The sequence below is a fragment of the Nocardia sp. NPDC049737 genome (assembly GCF_040674755.1).
Taxonomy (GTDB): domain Bacteria; phylum Actinomycetota; class Actinomycetes; order Mycobacteriales; family Mycobacteriaceae; genus Nocardia.
In genome coordinates this window covers 86643-102128 of the sequence record NZ_JBFANH010000018.1, presented here as the reverse complement: position 1 = coordinate 102128, position 15486 = coordinate 86643, and the positions used below count along the sequence as shown (strand labels likewise).

Sequence of the window (15486 nt, the reverse complement as noted above, 5' to 3'; positions counted from 1 at the left end):
TCGAGAATCAATGGGGTGACCTGGAATTCGCGATCGCGCCGAACGCGTCCGATCGTGGCTGCCATAGGATTTCAGCCATGTCGTTCACTGTTGCCGAACTGACCGGTGACCGGTCCGAACAGTACCGTCAGCTCGTCGCGCAAGCCGAGGCGCTGGTCGCGGGCGAGACCGACCGGATCGCGAATGCCGCGAATCTCGCCGCGCTGGTCTTCCACGCGCTGACCGAGGTGAATTGGGTCGGATTCTATTTCTACGACGGACAGGAATTGGTGGTCGGCCCCTTCCAGGGCAAACCGGCCTGCGTGCGCATCGCCATCGGCAAGGGGGTCTGCGGCACCGCCGCCGAGACCCGGGAGACTCGATTGGTGCCCGACGTGCACGCCTTTCCCGGGCATATCGCCTGTGATGCCGATACTCGCTCCGAAATCGTGGTTCCGCTGGTACGCGACGATATCCTCGTCGGCGTCTTCGATCTCGACAGCCCACAACCGAACCGCTTCGACGATATCGACAGGAAAGGCCTGGAATCCATCGCCCAGGCCTTCCTGAATTCGCTCGATTAAGTGGCCGCGACGGAGGCGCCCGGCCTCGATTCGGCATCGGGCAATGCCGTCGATAATGAACCACCAAGGCGATATCGTGTGCCGCGGTGCTCTTGCGGCAGCCGATCTCCTTTGTCGAACAAGGCATTTCGCAGGGTGCCCGGTGTGTAGTCCGCAGCGTAGGCGCCACGCTCGGTCAGCACCGGAACCACATAGCGGACAATATCTTCGAAGCTTCCAGGGGTAATTGCGTAGGCCAAATTGAAGCCGTCCAGGTCGGTTTCGGCGACCCAGTCCTGGAGTTGATCGGCGACGGCAGCACCTGAGCCGACGAATACCGGCCCCATCCCGCCGATCCCGGCCCAACGACCGATATCGCGAACGGTCCATTCACGGCCGTCGTCGTCGAATTCCTGGAAGGCGGCCACGGCGGACTGGATGGCATTGCTCTGCACCTGGCCGATCGGATCGTCCAGGGCGTAACCCGACAGATCGATGCCCATCCACCCGGACATGAAGACCAGCCCGCCCTCGACGCTGGCGTAGGACAGGTACTCCTCGTATTTGGCGTGTGCCGCCTCGCCGGTCGCGTCGGTAATGATCGTGGCCAGTGCGTAGATCCGGGCCGAATACCGATCCCGTCCCGCCGCCTCGAGTGCGTCACGGATGCGAGAAACAGTCTGTGCCAGAATCCGTTTCGAAGGCCCGGCGACGAATATCGCCTCCGCATTCTCGGCAGCAAAGCGCACACCGCGCGGTGACGCACCGGCCTGATAGATCACCGGCGTCCGCTGCGGCGACGGCTCCGCGAGATGGATGCCAGGCACCTGATAGTGCGTGCCCCGATGGCCGATGTGATGCACTTTCGCAGGGTCGACGTAGATGCCCTGCGCGGCATCACGAACCACCGCGTCGTCCTCCCAGGAGCCCTCCCACAGCTTGTACAGGACCTCCAGGTATTCATCGGCCTGGTTGTAGCGCTCGTCGTGGTCCAGCTGGTCGTTGGCACCGAAATTCCTTGCGGCCGAAGGCAAGTAGCCGGTCACGACGTTCCAGCCGATGCGGCCGTTGGTGAGGTGATCGAGGGTGGAGAGTCGACGCGCGAACGGATAGGGGTGTTCGAAGCCGGTGCCGGTGGTGATGCCGAAGCCGAGATGTTCGGTGACCGCGGCCATAGCCGAGACCAGCAGCAACGGGTCGGCCACCGGAATCTGAGCGCCCTGGCGCAGCGCGGCAATGTCGTTGCCGCCGTATACGTCGTAGGTCCCGAGTACGTCGGCGATGAAGATGCCGTCGAAACGGCCCTGCTCCAACAGCTTCGCCAATTCGGTCCAGTAGCTCAGTTCCTTGTACCGGTGCGACTGGTCCTCGGGATGTCGCCACAGACCCGGTGATTGGTGCGCGACACAGTTCATGTCGAAGGCATTGAAGCGAATGCGGCGTGTCACTGCTGGTCTCCCGTCGCGGGCTTGCGCTCACCCGCGCTCCAAGCGAACGGCAGTTGCGTGCCGTTCAGCAGATAATCACCGATTGCCCTTGCCTTTTGGATGGCCGGATTGTGCACCGAGATGGTGCGGGCGTTGCGCCAGTGCCGATCCAGTCGCAGGCGCTCGGAGACGACCGACGCACCGCCTACCTCGAACAGCAATGTGGTGGCGGGCAATACGAGATCGATGACCGCGAGTTGTGCCTGTGCGGCGGCGAGTTCCGCTGCCACGATGGACTCTTCGTCCTGTGCACCGCCCGCGAGCACCTTGTCGAGCACATCGGCCACGGCGAGCACGGTCGCCTCGGCGGCGAATGCGGCGGCGGAAAGCCGTCCGATCACCTGTTGCACCAACGGATCCTGGCGTGGCAGGTCGGCGGCCGAATGGGTGTAGCCCCGGGTGCGCGCCGCCACCCACTCGCGGGCATCGCGCTCGGCTCGCTTCGCGATACCGGCGAGCACCGACAGCTGGACCAACTGCAGGTAGGAGGTCGCATAGGTCGGTCCGGGCGCGCCGTAGCCGGGCCCGAGAACGCGCTCCGGCTCGACCGCGACATCGGTGAATTCCGTTGTGCCGCTTGCGGTCAGCCGCTGACCGAAGCCGTCCCAGTCGTCGTGCTGGCGGACGCCGTCGGCATTCGCATCGACGAGCACGCCTACCCGCTCACCGTCGCGATCGGCCGCCGCGAGGATGTAGTCCGCGTAGAGCGAACCGGTGCTGTAGTACTTGGTGCCGTTGAGAAGCCAGCGATCGCCATCCTTGGTCAGCCGCGTGCGGTAATGGTCGACAGCCCCGATGCCCGGCTCGGTGATCGCATTGCCGACGAGCGTGCCACCGGCCGCGGCACGCAGCCAATGCTCACGGTTCTCCCCCGACTCGGCGAGCAACTGGTCCTCGACGAAGGAGAAGTGCACCCGCAATGCCTGCGGCAGATTCGATTCGGCGGCCGCCAATTCGATGAGCAACCGGAACAACTGTCGCACCGTGACGCCGTAACCGCCGAATTCGACCGGCACCCGCAACGCACCGAATTTGGCCTCGCGCAGCCAGCCCACCTCCTCGAAGGGCAGCCGACGATCGATCTCGCGCTCGACCGCGCCTTGCGCGATGCGGTCGAAGATCGGCCCGAAGATCGCATCCAGGTCGGAGTCTGTGGTGGATTTCGCCTCGATGGATGTCATCACCCCACGATCGCGCGGAGATGCCGTCAGCTCACCAGTTATCCGCACTGCGATCTAAACGCGCTGGCAGGAGGTAAGAACCACACAGATTCCAACCGGTGACACGGCTCAGCGACGCTGGCAGCATCGCGGTTGTCCGTGCCCGAAAGCGGCATCCGAACCGGCGAGGAGCAGTTGTCGATGTCACTGTCGTTCCATTGGTTTCTGCCCACCTACGGCGATTCGCGTGGCCTGATCGCCGGTGGTCACGGCACTTCGATGTCCGGTGACCGCCCGGCATCGCTGCGCTACCTCAACCAAATCGGCGCGGCAGCCGAGGACAACGGTTTCGAGGCGGTGCTCACCCCGACCGGCGCCTGGTGCGAGGACGCCTGGCTGACCACCGCCATGCTCGTCGAAACCACCGAAACACTGAAATTCCTGGTGGCGTTCCGCCCCGGACTGCTCAGCCCGACGCTGGCCGCCCAGATGGCCGGGACCTATCAGCGCCATTCCCGCGGCCGCCTACTGCTGAATGTGGTGACCGGCGGCGAACCACACGAACAACAGGCCTACGGTGATTTCCTCGATAAGGAGCAGCGCTACGCACGCACCGCCGAATTCCTGCACGTGGTGCGCGAGCTGTGGGAGTCCCGCGAACCGGTCAGCTTCGAGGGCACCCATATTCAGATCCGCGACGCCCTGCTCAACAACCATCCGGACCCGATCCCGCCGGTCTTCTTCGGCGGCTCCTCCGGCCCCGCCGGACCGGTCGCGGCCCGTTATGCCGACACCTACCTCACCTGGGGTGAACGGCCCGCCGCGGTCGGCAAGAAACTCGATTGGATCCGCGGGCTCGCCGCCGCTGAAAGCCGAGAACTCAGCTACGGCCTACGCATTCACGTCATCAGCCGCGACACCTCCGAAGCGGCCTGGGCCGTCGCCGATCGACTGCTGTCCGGCCTAGACCCCGCCGAAATCGCCCGTGTGCAGGCCAGTCTCGCGCGCAGCGAATCCGAGGGCCAGCGCCGCATGCTCGATCTGCACGGCGGCCGCACCGACCGTCTGGAGATCGCGCCGAACCTCTGGGCGGGCGTCGGTCTGGTCCGCGGCGGGGCGGGCACCGCCCTGGTCGGCTCACACGAAGAGGTCGCCGACCGGCTGATCGAGTACGCCGAGCTCGGCATCACCCACTTCATCCTCTCCGGCTACCCCCACATCGAAGAGGCCTACTGGTTCGGCGAGGGCGTGCTGCCCATCCTGGAACGCCGCGGCCTGTGGACGCACCCGAACCGCACCGAATCAGGACCGGTAGCAACGCCTTTCGCGACCGCCACGCACTAGCGGGTACCGTCCGGCGTTCTGTGGCGTGCCGCCGTCGGTGATCACGGCGGCGCAGTGGTAGGCGGCGCCGAGGATCAGGCCCGTTGGGCGAAGAGCTGGTCCGACCAGGGCAGGTCGATGCCGGTCTCGGCGGCTTCGCCGTCTTGGCGCTGCTCTCTGCGCCGGTTCTGGGCTCGGCCCGCGATCCGCTGGTCCGAGCTCACCGCCCTGGGCATTCACTCGGGGCCGGCTCACCGCGCAAACGTCCGTCGATCCAGCCGATCTCCCCGGGAAAGCCGGTGAACAGGGCGATGACGTGCTCGCCGGGTTCGGTGCGATGCACGGCGGGGACGCCGCGCGCGCATTGGTCGCGGTAGAGATCGTCACCGTTCTCGTGCGGGATCCAGAAGTCGCTTGCGGCGTGATAGATGTAGAGCGGCGCACCCGATTTACGGCCGGTCAGGCTGAGCTGCCCGAAGATTCGATCCGCGATACCGCTGGTCAGCGGGGCACTGATATTGGCGGCGACATCGATCGGAACGCTGACCACGCCGAGCGGGCCGTTGCTGTCACCGCAGGTGTCCTTGATCGGCGAGGTCGCCGCCCACTGGGCCAGATGATTCAAATAGCCGAGAATCTCCGGATGCTCCCGGCTCATCGCCAACGCGACAACCAGCAGAATGCCGGATGCGGAGTTTCCGTTGAAGCGGCTGGCGACCATTCGATAGTCGGTCACGAGTCCACCCATGGCCGCCCCGACCAGCACACCCGACAGTTCCGGCGCGTACTCGTCGAGCAGCATGGCGGCCGCATACGATGCGATCGCGCCACCGGAATATCCGGTAATCGCGAAACGACTGTCCGTGAACTCCGTCGGCAGCATGTTGCGCACCGCGCGAATCGAATCCAGCAGCACATGCCCGGCGACCTTCGGTTCGGCGTAGGCCATCCACGGACCCTCGTGATCGGGAATCAGCACCGCGTAGCCGCGGCTCAGGCCCCAGGCTGTGTTCGGCGGAAACAGATCACCCGCATTGAACTTGCTGTGCAACCCGTGCGCCATCGCGTAGCTCGGCGTGCAGCTGAGTCCGAGCGAATTGATCGGCAGGGCATTCACCAACACCGGCCGATCCCCCGGACCCGTCCATGCGGCGGCGGGAATCACCAAATGTCGCGGTCCCGAAGGATGGCACACCGGATGCGTCCGTCGTCCGGAACTTCAGCAGGATCGCACGCTGTATCGGCAAAATCGCCAGCGGTGCGGAAGTCGCTGTCACATCACGCCACTCGACGATATCGCCGGGAGCTAGACCGTCGAGCCCATCCGGCCACGCGTCGAACATCCGATCCCCCGACGGCGCGGACCGCACTGCCTGCCACAACGCCGCCAAGTCCGCGGGCACCTCACCGGACGGCGGTGACGCGGCAGGCGGAAACGATGGCGCGGGGATATGTGCGTCGATCCACCGCTGCGGATCGGACGGGCCGGGCAACACCGGCGCGGCCGGGCCTCCGGTCGGGTCGGCGTGTGCCGGCGCCGGCCCCACCAGCAGCGAGCAACCCAACGTGCTCGCGACGACGACAGCTCGGAGACTCGACATCTGACACCTTCCGAATTCGACACCCCCGACGGGGGCCAGACTATGTCCCGCCCCGACGGGGGCCAGACTATGTCCCGGTGGAATCACAGCTCGGATCTGTTTGGATTTGTCACGACTGAGCCCGCCCGACATGCTGGCCGAACCCAAAATTTCGAAAACCACTGGCGCACAAGCAACCTTCGATGATCCCCCGGCTCTGCCGCGACATCCGATGCACTGCCGATCACAGATGCTGGTCAGCCGCGTATCGTTCTTGGTGCAGTGGTCCGCGATGACCTATGCCCCGGCACTAGGAAGCTCATGGACATCGTAAGAGCGCCGCAGCCGCAATACCGGCAGGCACGCTTGGCCGACATCGAAGATATCGCGGCCATCGAGGCCGAGGTGTTCGCCGAGCCGTACCTGTATCTGATGCTGCGACAGCTCTACGACCTGCATGGATCCGATTGGCTGGTCGCTGAGCTGGACGGCCGGGTGATCGGCTATGCGCTGACGCTCCATAAGGCGGGCCGGGCGCTGCTGTTCACGTTCGCAGTGGCCGAGCAACACCGGGGCAAAGGCTACGGTCCCGCCCTGCTGCACCAGATGCTGCAGCAGTGCCGGACAGATGGAGCCGAGGTCGTTTATCTGACGGTACGGCCCGACAACCAGCCGGCCGCGGACTTGTTCAAGCGGGCTGGGTTCGAATTCGTCGAACATGATGACCAGTATTTCGGGCCAGGTGAACCGCGAGGTGTGTTCGAGTACCGATTGCGTAGCCGACACCTGGACTCCTGACCGTCAACATCACAATTCGCTCGAGCGCTCAACTAGAACCTGTTACAGTCTGCCGACTCGAGGCACTCTCCTATGCCTCACATCGGAAGGTTTTCGCTCATGTACGACCGACGCCCCTCGGCCAACACCGGCGTTCGCCAAGGGATGAATCGCCGGAAATTCTTGGCGGGCACTGCAATTGCGGCCGGGGCGATGGCGCTCAGCCCGGCCGCGTGGACCGCGAAGGCGTCGGCGGCACCCATCGGCAACGGGGATCACGTGCCGAATCTGATCATCGGCAGCGGCTACGGCGGCGCGGTCGCCGCGCTGCGCCTGTGCCAGGCGGGCAAGCAGGTGGCGATGATCGAGATGGGACAGAACTGGACCACACCCGGCTCGGACGGAAAAGTGTTCTGCACCATGCTCGATCCCGACGAGCGCTCCTATTGGTTCCGGACCAGAACCGAGCAGCCGGTCGGCTATTTCGTCGGGGCGGATATCAACCGGGACATCAGCCCGAGCGACGCCGGTGTGCTCGATTCGGAGCATTTCGCGGCGACCAGGGTGTATCAGGGCCGTGGGGTCGGCGGCGGCTCGCTGGTCAACGGCGGCATGGCTCCGCTGCCGAAACAGGACTACTTCCAACAGATCCTGCCATCGGTCGACGCGACGACGATGTACTCCACCTACTTCCCCCGGGCACAGTCCGCGCTCGGGGTCAACAATGTCGACTCGGCCTGGTTCGAATCCGCCGAATGCTACAAATACGCGCGGGTCAGTCGCACAACCGCCAACAAAGCAGGCTACACAACAACATTCGTGCCCAATGTCTACGACTTCAGCTATATGCAGAAGGAGCAGGCGAATACCGTTACCCGCTCGGCGCTGGCCGGCGAGGTGATCTATGGCAACAACTACGGAAAACGTTCGCTCGACAAGACTTATCTGGCGGTGGCCGCCGCGACCGGCAAGCTGAGCATCTCACCATTACACAAGGTCACCAGCGTGGCACCGGCCGCGAGCGGCTACACGGTGGTCATCACACAGATCGATGTGCTCGGCAATACGGTGGCGACCAAAACCGTCACCGCGGACAAAGTCTTCTTCGCGGCGGGCAGCGTCGGCACCAGCAAACTGCTTGTCACCATGAAGGCGCTGGGAAAGCTGCCCAACCTGGCCGATTCGGTCGGCGCGGGCTGGGGCAACAACGGCAATGTGATGGTCGGACGCGCCGGACTGGATTTGACCGGCGCGCTCCAATCCGCGATTCCCTGTATGGGCATCGACAACTGGGCCGATGCGAATGGTCCGGTATTCGCCGAAATCGCCCCGTTCCCAACGAGTACCGAGAACGGCGTGAATCTCTATCTGGCGATCACCAAGAACCCCAACCGCGCCGAGTTCACCTACAACTCCGCCACCGGCGGGGTGGATCTGTCCTGGCAGGCGTCGTACACCCAGCCTTCGATCGATGCGGCGAAACGCGTCTTCGATGCCATCAATTCCAAGGCGGGCACGGTTTATCGGTCTGATCTGTTCGGCGTCTACAAGGTCTGGGGCGACGACTTCGTCTACCACCCCCTCGGCGGCTGCCTGCTCGGACAGGCCACCGATAACTATGGCCGACTCAACGGCTACTCCGGGCTATACGTCATCGACGGATCGCTGATTCCGGGCAGCACCGGCGTCAACCCCTTCCTGACAATTACCGGTCTCGCGGAACGCAATATCGAAAAGATCATCGCCACCGACCTGGCATGACACTCGGCCGGTCCGTGCGGGGTCGGTTAGCTTACTTCCCCGTCCGGATCGGACCATGCGTCATCGATCGGCCAACCCGCGGCCAGCAACTGCGCTCGGACGCGCGCGATATCGGATTCGAGCGGCATCTCATTGGTCAGTTTGGTGATGAGCACGCCGATATCGACCCGGTCAGCTGGTATGGCACCTTGCTGAATGAGCTCATCCGCCACCTGCCGCACCTCCGCTTCGGGCAGCCTCCGCGACAATAGAGCCAGCAGCGGCACATAGTCCGGAGCCGGCACGCCGTGCGGATATCCGGCACGCAACCACGCGACGATTCTGGTGAGGAGATCGGATAGCGCCATAATCCTCCGATCAGATGGGCGACCGACCTGGTTCGCGCCTACCTGCCACCTTCGGCCGCCAAATATCTTGCCGCGCTATCGGATTCGGACCGAGACAACTCTCTCGCCCAGAACGCGTCGCTGTCCTGGTCCAACGGGCAAATCCACCGTCGCCTGGCGTTCGGGTTCGAACATGACGGCGTACGGTCGTATCCGCAACATTGCCACACGATCGGCGGCAAGGGCCGACTGCACAGCCGACTACGAGTGCTGACGACTCCGCGGAAGCTCCGTATCGCTCGAAGGGATGGCGAGCGCCGAAGTCGCGATGGTCGGGGCCGGATCGCGTTCACCATCGGTGGGAAGGTTCGGGCGACGGTCCTGAACGAGTATTGGAATACCGCCTCACCGAGGACCTAGCTGTTCGGAATTTGCGTGAACCGATGATCTGGCACCCCGCACCACGGTCGACCATGCTCACCGACGCCCACCCACCCCCGGGTGACGCAGCGAGCGCCAGAGCATCCCATGAGCCGGACGTGCACCTCCGGGTAAACCTGCGCGGAGTGATCCTGGACTTCATCGCACGGGCCAGCGCCGCCGAGCAGTTCATCGAGGACCACAAGACCCACCACTATGTCGACGCCGTTTCGGTAATCCCGGGCGACGGGCGTGGCCTGCCGCGGCTCCCAAACGAGGAGTTATACGTCGGGCCCTAGAACCGGCTGGCCCGTCCACCAGAGAATGAGTTCTGCATGATGTGACCCGAACTCCACATCGGCTGGAGCATTGACGACGCGGGATGGACTCTATTGCTGCGGCAAGCCCCAGCAGGGGTAATCACGGCCGGCGTCGACAAGGCCGACGCTCTGCGGTGTTCGGCAGATGACGTGCGGTTTGTGGCGATAATCCACCACCAAGTGCGAAGTCGCAGCCTTGTCGCCTGTGAACGTCTGATGGCATTGGGAACAATGGCACACGTTGTGCGCACTCAATGGCCACCAGCACCGGCATCCCCGGCATTTCACCGTCTCCGGCGATCTCGTCTTCATGATCACTCACCCACTCGCACAACCCGGATGCGGTCCGCCATCGCCACTTCGGTCGTACCCGCACCGAGCGGCGGCACACCTTCATCCTCGACCCGCCGAAAAGACCATCCTGCCACGGCATCGTCTCACCCACTTGTCACCCGAACACGAGGAGACCCCTTCCGAGCACTTGGAAGGGGTCTCCTTGTCAACCCAATCGAATCGTTCCGCACTGGACCGAACCAGCCCGGCCACAACCACTTTCACGATCTGCTCAGATAACCACACGGCGATCGTTGTCATCGTGGATCCGGCGACGGGAACTCTTACCGGTCCGATCTCAGCCCGTTACGTACGTCTCGAACTCGAGGCCCCAGCCCGGTCGAGCACTGCGGCCCGATGCCGTAGCAACTACGCCGCCGCAACGCGACCGTCGGTGGGCGAGTGCCGATCTCTCAGCAGCTGGCGGGTGCGGGCTCGCCGAGCATCCGGGCGTTCAGCCAGGTCATTACTTCTGGTGCGCCGATCAATGCGGCCGACAGATGCTCGAACGCGGGCACTTGCAGCGTCTGCATCGGCACCCCGGCCGCACACCAGCGGCTGTCGACATGGTCGATCGCGTCGATCGGAATCAGGGGGTCGGTCGGCGAATGCCATTCGAACACCGGTATTTCCGGCACACCATTGTAGAATTCCAGGCTGTTCTCCCTCAGTACCGCCCGAGCTTCAGGGAGGGCAGCGGTAGGGCTGCTGGCGAGGAATTCGCCGGCGCTGCCGCCGACACCGGTGACGAGGATCTGGTTGGTGCAGCTGTTGGCCATGGCGTCCCGGACCGCCAGGCCGCGCTTATTGAGATACGCGCTGACCGGTATCCGCTGCGGGTATTCCCGCTCCAGACCGATCGCCGCCGCCATGGCAAGCCCGAAGGCCGGATGCGTCTCCATGCCCACCGCCTCCGCCATTACCTCCATGTTCATCGGGGCGCCGCCGATGGCCGCGCCCGCAAGCTCCAGTTCCGGCGCGTACGACGGCTGCAGCGCCGCCGCCCATCCGGTGGCCATGCCGCCGCCGGAGTAACCGGCCAGCACCACCCGGCTGTGCTGCACGGCGAGTTCGGGCAGGCGTTTCACCGCCCTGACACCGTCCAATACGATCTTGCCGCCCAAACGCGCAGCCCCGAAAGCGAAGTTCGGGCCGAGATGATCCGGCAGCGCGACACTCCAGCCCTGCGCCAGCGCCGTGTTCAAAATCGACGCCGTGGTAACCAGATTCGGATCGCCGCTGTACAGCTGGTGCGATACCGAGCAGGCGGTGCCGAGGGCATTGATGAAGTGCTGAAACGACAGCAGCGGCCCGTCGGGCTGATGGCCGATGGGGGTAAGGATCGTGGTGGTCGCCGCGATCGGCGCGCCCTGCGAGTTGGTCGACCGGAATTTCACCAGCGTGACGGTGGCGCCGGGGAAGAGGAGCACCGGCGGCAGCGTCCGCACGTCGAGCACATCACCGGGCCGGTGCGCCGCCAGATCCGCCGGTGCGGCGTAGAAGGGGTCCGGATCGGGCTCCGGGTACACCGGTTGGGCGGTTGCCGTTGCCGCCAGCAGTAGCCCGAATGCCACGCTACCGAGCGCAGTCAGGACCTGTACTGAACCGCTGCGCCCGCGGCGAGGAAAGCGAAGAAACCGACGAGTCAAGACCATGACCTCCATGAGTAGTTCACGGAATTCGTTTGACCAGCAAGTTCGAGCTCACGTGCACCTTATCGGACGATGATCTGAAAGCGGACGAAAGACGAGAAGACTCTGATCTTGACCGAACCACACGCCGCCCACCGACCCACCACCGATCCGAGCCGACAGCGGCGGCGCGGAAACGTCCCCGGCGGCTATGCGGTCAAGGTGTGGGCACCGTAGGCCGATAGATCATCAACGGAGATCGACGCCGCCGTACCGCAGACGCTGCGCGCCGAATCCGTTGATACAGCTACGGGTTCGGCATTGCGCTGGTTCGCCGAAGCTGACGCAGTGCCGGCGCGCTCGCGAGTAATGGGGAGGGCTCGCACGTTTGCACAGAATTAACGTAAAGAGCACACGATCGCGGCCGACTGCACCCCGCCGACCACTAGGCTCAATGACACGTCTTCGACACGGAGGTCGGCGTCACCGCAAGAGCGGAGCGGCTCGAACGGTTCTCATCGCCCACAGATATCGACAGACCATCAATGTGGCGCGGCACCATCACCGCCGGTTGAGCTGAATCGGCAGTCTGTCCTGAAACCCAGCGACAACGCGGAGACCCCATGCCCCATGCCGACCTGAAACCCGCCCGCCACCTCGACGTCCGCATCATGACACCAGGCCAAATCGCCTCCTGCACATCCGCTGAACCAGCGATACCGTCGCAAAGAATTCCGCTATCGGGTGAGAACGGGCCATCCCGGCAACTCAGTTCGCTCGACGTCCTACTGCTCGATGCCGAATCACCCACCATGCTGCTCCACGTCGGGTCGGTCACACTGCTGGAACCACCCACCACAGGTCGCGCACTGGACGTCACCGTACTGCGGCGGTTGATCGCGAGCCGACTACACCTGGTCGCACCCCTGAGGTGGCGACTGCGCACCGTCCCGCTCGGGCTGGACCTCCCCTATTGGGAAGACAGTGACACCATCGACCTCGGATATCACGTGCGCGATGCGCGCCTCCCCGAAGGCTCGACCGATATGGCGCTGGCCGATCTCGCCGCACGTCTGCACGCGCAGCCGCTCGACCGAAATCGACCACTATGGGAATGCCACCTGATCTCGGGATTGACCGACGGCCGCCAAGCCATCTACACCAAGGTCCATCACGCCCTGATCGATGGCGTGTCGGGGGCCGAGGTCATGGCCGCGCTCTTCGATATCGTGCCCGACTCCCAGCCGCCACCGCCACCGCCCGACGGGCTCCGTTTGGGACGAACGCCCAATCCCGCCGAAATACTCGGCCGCGGCATCGCACACACGATGACCCGCCAAACCGATCGGATGCGCCTGCCCATGCGCCTGGGACCGATGCTGCCGAACGCACTCGCCGACATGCGCAAAGCCAATCCCACGCTGCCGAGCAACCGCCCCAACGGCACCGACCGGTCCTTCGCCTTCGTCTCGCTCTCACTCGACACTGTCAAACAGGTCAAGAACAGCTTCGGCGGCACCGTCAACGACGTGGTAATGACTTTGTGCACCACCGCATTTCGCCGCTGGCTACACGACCACGACACACTGGCCGACGACCCGGCCATGGCCGCGATCCCGGTATCAGTGCGCACCCAAGAGCAACTCGGCACCGCGGGCAACCAGTTCTCCATCATGCTGTGCGAACTACCGATCGGCGAACCCGACCCACAACACCGCATGAAACTCACCCACGCCGCCATGCTGGCCGCCAAGGACCACTTCCACGCCACCCCACCGGCCCTGCTGCATTACGCCACAGCGGCCCTCCCCCAGATCCTGCACGGCCTGGCCACCCGCCTACTCCTGCGCGTCGCCGCCCCCGCACTACCCCTGGCCAACATGGTCATTTCCAACGTGCCCGGCCCGCAGATACCGTTGTACGCCGCAGGAATTCGGGTGGCCGGAAGCTACCCCATCTCCGTACTCACCGACCTGTCCGGCCCACTCAACATCACCGTCATGTCCTACAACGGCCACCTCGACTTCGGCATCCTCGCCAGCACCGACACCATCCCGGACGTCTGGAACATCGCCACCTACCTACAGGATGCACTCACCGAGCTGGTTCAATAGCCGCCCAGCCGCAGCAGCGGCTCATGGCTACCGTCTCCGCAGGTCGATCTCTGGGGTCAGCGCATGCGTCCTCCCCCGACTCGACCACCCCACCGATCCACGAGGCTCGCGGTCAGATGGTGCTTCCGCCGTCGGCGAGTAGCGTGCTGCCCGTCATGAAGGCCGAGAGGTCGGATGCGCAGAACAGCACGACTCGGGCGATGTCGTCGGGAACGCCGATACGTCCGATCGGTCCGTTGAGCATCAAGGGGGTGGGCGGGGTAACGCTGTCGGCAACCGGAGCGGTGGCCGCGGCCATCTTCATATTGCCCTCCGTGGGGACGAAACTCGGCGCGACTCCGAGCACTCGGATGCCCAGCGACGCGAGTTCGAGTGCCAGCTCGCGGGTGAGGCCGCGCGCAGCGTGCTTGGAGCTTACATAGGCGGCCAAACCCGGTGCGCTACCACGGAATCCGGCGGTCGAGACGATGTTCACGATGACGCCGCCAGTACCCGCATCGGATATGCGCCGCGCTGCCTCGCGTGCGCCGAGGAAGACGCCGCGCGCGTTCACGGCGAATACCTTCTCCCAATCCTGCTCGCCCATCTCGAGCAGCGGGATGCTCGGGAAGACGCCGGCGTTGTTCACCCAGATCTCCAGGCCGCCCAGCTCCGCGACCGCACGGTCGGCCGCCGCCGCCACGGAGGCCGCGTCGGTCACGTCCATGGCAGCGCCGATCACGTGCACGCCGTGCGCTCGTGCCAGCTGCTCGGCGGTGGCTACGGCCAGCTCTTCGTCGATGTCGCCGATCAGGACGTCGGCGCCGGCCTCAGCCAAGCGCAGCGCGATCGCCTTGCCCAGCCCACGAGCACCTCCGGTCACGACCGCCCGCCGGCCCCGCAACGAGACGAGGTCGGCGAGAGATTTGCTCGATACGTCCGCGATGGACATACATGGCCTCCTGTAGCTGCACCGAGTCGACACCTTCGCAGTAAAAGTAACCATGGTGGTAACTTTTTGCAATACTAGACTACGGCGATCGAGAGACTCTGCCCCCGAGAACTGACGAAGGACGCTCGTGACCCCTCCCGCGCAGGCCGATAATCCCGCCGAACAGACTCGGCCGGGGCGGCGCCGCCGCGGCCCGAACGCGGCCACCCCGGCGCGGCGCGCGCAGATCGTTCGCGCCGCACTGGAGAGCTTCGCCCAGCACGGCTACGAGCGCGCCTCCCTGCGCGACATCGCCGCGCGGGCGCAGGTGACGCATGCGGCGCTGCTGCGGCACTTCTCCGGCAAGGACGAGCTTCTCGTCGCCGCTTTGAACCAGCGGGACGAGGACGAGGAAAAACTGGCGGCACAGATCCTCGAGGCCGGTACGGCCGGGGAGAGCGTGCTGGGCGAAGTCCTCCGCGCCGAGTTCGACGACCCCGATTACCAGCGCAACTGGATGTCACTCGCTGTCGCGGCGACCGACCCCGCGCATCCGGCGCACGAGTTCTTCACAGGTCGCCGTGAGCGGCTGCGCGCACACCTGGCCAACAGCCCGCTGCCCACCGCCCACGACAGCGAGTACCTTTCGGCCGACGAGAAGGTCACCCTGGTGCTGGCGATGATCGATGGCCTGCGCATCCAATCCCTGCTCGACCCATCTCGCGAAACCCTCGGTCTGCTGGAGGTTTTCATGAAACTGGTGATCACGCCCCGGGACGACAGGCCTGGCGCCTGAGCCAAC

General features: G+C 64.8%; 15 protein-coding genes. 7 read left to right on the top strand and 8 right to left on the bottom strand.

Going from position 1 to position 15486, the window contains the following annotated elements; genetic code table 11:
• Positions 1-77 precede the first annotated feature (77 nt).
• Positions 78-563 (top strand): GAF domain-containing protein, encoded by a 486-nt coding sequence (locus AB0J47_RS23965; protein WP_364349888.1) that lies wholly within the window; start codon positions 78-80, stop codon positions 561-563.
• On the opposite strand, the gene AB0J47_RS23960 is transcribed toward AB0J47_RS23965, so the two are convergent.
• Together AB0J47_RS23960 and AB0J47_RS23955 are read right to left on the bottom strand one after the other, a co-directional pair.
• Entirely contained in the window at positions 560-1990 is a 1431-nt protein-coding gene (locus tag AB0J47_RS23960; RefSeq protein ID WP_364349885.1) for an LLM class flavin-dependent oxidoreductase, read from the bottom strand. The two genes, AB0J47_RS23965 and AB0J47_RS23960, sit on opposite strands and share 4 nt — an antisense overlap.
• A complete protein-coding gene (locus AB0J47_RS23955; protein ID WP_364349882.1) occupies positions 1987-3210 on the bottom strand; it encodes an acyl-CoA dehydrogenase family protein in 1224 nt (407 codons plus the stop codon). The genes AB0J47_RS23960 and AB0J47_RS23955 overlap by 4 nt, the downstream gene beginning before the upstream one ends.
• Before the next feature lie 180 nt (positions 3211-3390).
• Between AB0J47_RS23955 and AB0J47_RS23950 the strand changes: the two genes are divergently transcribed.
• Positions 3391-4533, top strand: coding sequence for an LLM class flavin-dependent oxidoreductase (locus tag AB0J47_RS23950; protein ID WP_364349879.1), 1143 nt, complete (start codon positions 3391-3393; stop codon positions 4531-4533).
• 74 nt (positions 4534-4607) lie between these two features.
• On the opposite strand, the gene AB0J47_RS23945 is transcribed toward AB0J47_RS23950, so the two are convergent.
• Genes AB0J47_RS23945 through AB0J47_RS23935 form a run of 3 tightly spaced genes read right to left on the bottom strand, consistent with a single transcriptional unit; the run spans position 4608 to position 6113 of the window.
• Entirely contained in the window at positions 4608-4736 is a 129-nt protein-coding gene (locus tag AB0J47_RS23945; RefSeq protein WP_364349875.1) for a hypothetical protein, read from the bottom strand.
• Positions 4733-5635 (bottom strand): lipase family protein, encoded by a 903-nt coding sequence (locus AB0J47_RS23940; protein WP_364349872.1) that lies wholly within the window; start codon positions 5633-5635, stop codon positions 4733-4735. Before AB0J47_RS23940 ends, AB0J47_RS23945 begins: the two co-directional genes overlap by 4 nt.
• Positions 5538-6113: a hypothetical protein gene (locus tag AB0J47_RS23935; RefSeq protein WP_364349869.1), complete on the bottom strand. Its 576-nt coding sequence runs from the start codon at positions 6111-6113 to the stop codon at positions 5538-5540. The genes AB0J47_RS23940 and AB0J47_RS23935 overlap by 98 nt, the downstream gene beginning before the upstream one ends.
• A 300-nt stretch (positions 6114-6413) precedes the next feature.
• On the opposite strand from AB0J47_RS23935, the gene AB0J47_RS23930 reads away from it, so the two are divergent.
• Together AB0J47_RS23930 and AB0J47_RS23925 are read left to right on the top strand one after the other, a co-directional pair.
• Positions 6414-6890 (top strand): GNAT family N-acetyltransferase, encoded by a 477-nt coding sequence (locus tag AB0J47_RS23930; protein ID WP_364349866.1) that lies wholly within the window; start codon positions 6414-6416, stop codon positions 6888-6890.
• Positions 6891-6989: 99 nt separating this feature from the next.
• Positions 6990-8630, top strand: coding sequence for a GMC oxidoreductase (locus tag AB0J47_RS23925; RefSeq protein WP_364349862.1), 1641 nt, complete (start codon positions 6990-6992; stop codon positions 8628-8630).
• Positions 8631-8656: 26 nt separating this feature from the next.
• Here AB0J47_RS23925 and AB0J47_RS23920 read toward each other — a convergent pair whose 3' ends face one another.
• Positions 8657-8977 carry a DUF3349 domain-containing protein gene (locus AB0J47_RS23920; protein ID WP_364349859.1) on the bottom strand — a complete coding sequence of 107 codons (321 nt, stop codon included), beginning with the start codon at positions 8975-8977 and terminating at the stop codon, positions 8657-8659.
• A gap of 422 nt (positions 8978-9399) precedes the next feature.
• On the opposite strand from AB0J47_RS23920, the gene AB0J47_RS23915 reads away from it, so the two are divergent.
• On the top strand, positions 9400-9675 hold the full coding sequence (locus AB0J47_RS23915; RefSeq protein ID WP_364349856.1) for a hypothetical protein: 276 nt from the start codon (positions 9400-9402) through the stop codon (positions 9673-9675).
• Between the two features lie 767 nt (positions 9676-10442).
• Here AB0J47_RS23915 and AB0J47_RS23910 read toward each other — a convergent pair.
• A complete protein-coding gene (locus tag AB0J47_RS23910) occupies positions 10443-11603 on the bottom strand; it encodes a lipase family protein (protein ID WP_364349853.1) in 1161 nt (386 codons plus the stop codon).
• A 680-nt stretch (positions 11604-12283) separates the two neighbouring features.
• On the opposite strand from AB0J47_RS23910, the gene AB0J47_RS23905 reads away from it, so the two are divergent.
• Entirely contained in the window at positions 12284-13774 is a 1491-nt protein-coding gene (locus tag AB0J47_RS23905) for a wax ester/triacylglycerol synthase family O-acyltransferase (protein ID WP_364349850.1), read from the top strand.
• A gap of 112 nt (positions 13775-13886) precedes the next feature.
• Here AB0J47_RS23905 and AB0J47_RS23900 read toward each other — a convergent pair whose 3' ends face one another.
• Positions 13887-14705 (bottom strand): SDR family oxidoreductase, encoded by an 819-nt coding sequence (locus AB0J47_RS23900; protein ID WP_364349847.1) that lies wholly within the window; start codon positions 14703-14705, stop codon positions 13887-13889.
• Between the two features lie 127 nt (positions 14706-14832).
• On the opposite strand from AB0J47_RS23900, the gene AB0J47_RS23895 reads away from it, so the two are divergent.
• Positions 14833-15480, top strand: coding sequence for a TetR/AcrR family transcriptional regulator (locus AB0J47_RS23895; protein ID WP_364349844.1), 648 nt, complete (start codon positions 14833-14835; stop codon positions 15478-15480).
• Positions 15481-15486: the final 6 nt, after the last annotated feature.

Excerpts from the sequence above, each read along its gene's own strand:
- AB0J47_RS23915 (WP_364349856.1), top strand. The coding sequence starts at position 9,400 with ATGATCTGGCACCCCGCACCACGGTCGACCATGCTCACCGACGCCCAC.
- AB0J47_RS23920 (WP_364349859.1), bottom strand. The coding sequence starts at position 8,977 with ATGGCGCTATCCGATCTCCTCACCAGAATCGTCGCGTGGTTGCGTGCC.
- AB0J47_RS23900 (WP_364349847.1), bottom strand. The coding sequence starts at position 14,705 with ATGTCCATCGCGGACGTATCGAGCAAATCTCTCGCCGACCTCGTCTCG.
- AB0J47_RS23935 (WP_364349869.1), bottom strand. The coding sequence starts at position 6,113 with ATGTCGAGTCTCCGAGCTGTCGTCGTCGCGAGCACGTTGGGTTGCTCG.
- AB0J47_RS23965 (WP_364349888.1), top strand. The coding sequence starts at position 78 with ATGTCGTTCACTGTTGCCGAACTGACCGGTGACCGGTCCGAACAGTAC.
- AB0J47_RS23955 (WP_364349882.1), bottom strand. The coding sequence starts at position 3,210 with ATGACATCCATCGAGGCGAAATCCACCACAGACTCCGACCTGGATGCG.
- AB0J47_RS23905 (WP_364349850.1), top strand. The coding sequence starts at position 12,284 with ATGCCCCATGCCGACCTGAAACCCGCCCGCCACCTCGACGTCCGCATC.
- AB0J47_RS23950 (WP_364349879.1), top strand. The coding sequence starts at position 3,391 with ATGTCACTGTCGTTCCATTGGTTTCTGCCCACCTACGGCGATTCGCGT.
- AB0J47_RS23930 (WP_364349866.1), top strand. The coding sequence starts at position 6,414 with ATGGACATCGTAAGAGCGCCGCAGCCGCAATACCGGCAGGCACGCTTG.
- AB0J47_RS23925 (WP_364349862.1), top strand. The coding sequence starts at position 6,990 with ATGTACGACCGACGCCCCTCGGCCAACACCGGCGTTCGCCAAGGGATG.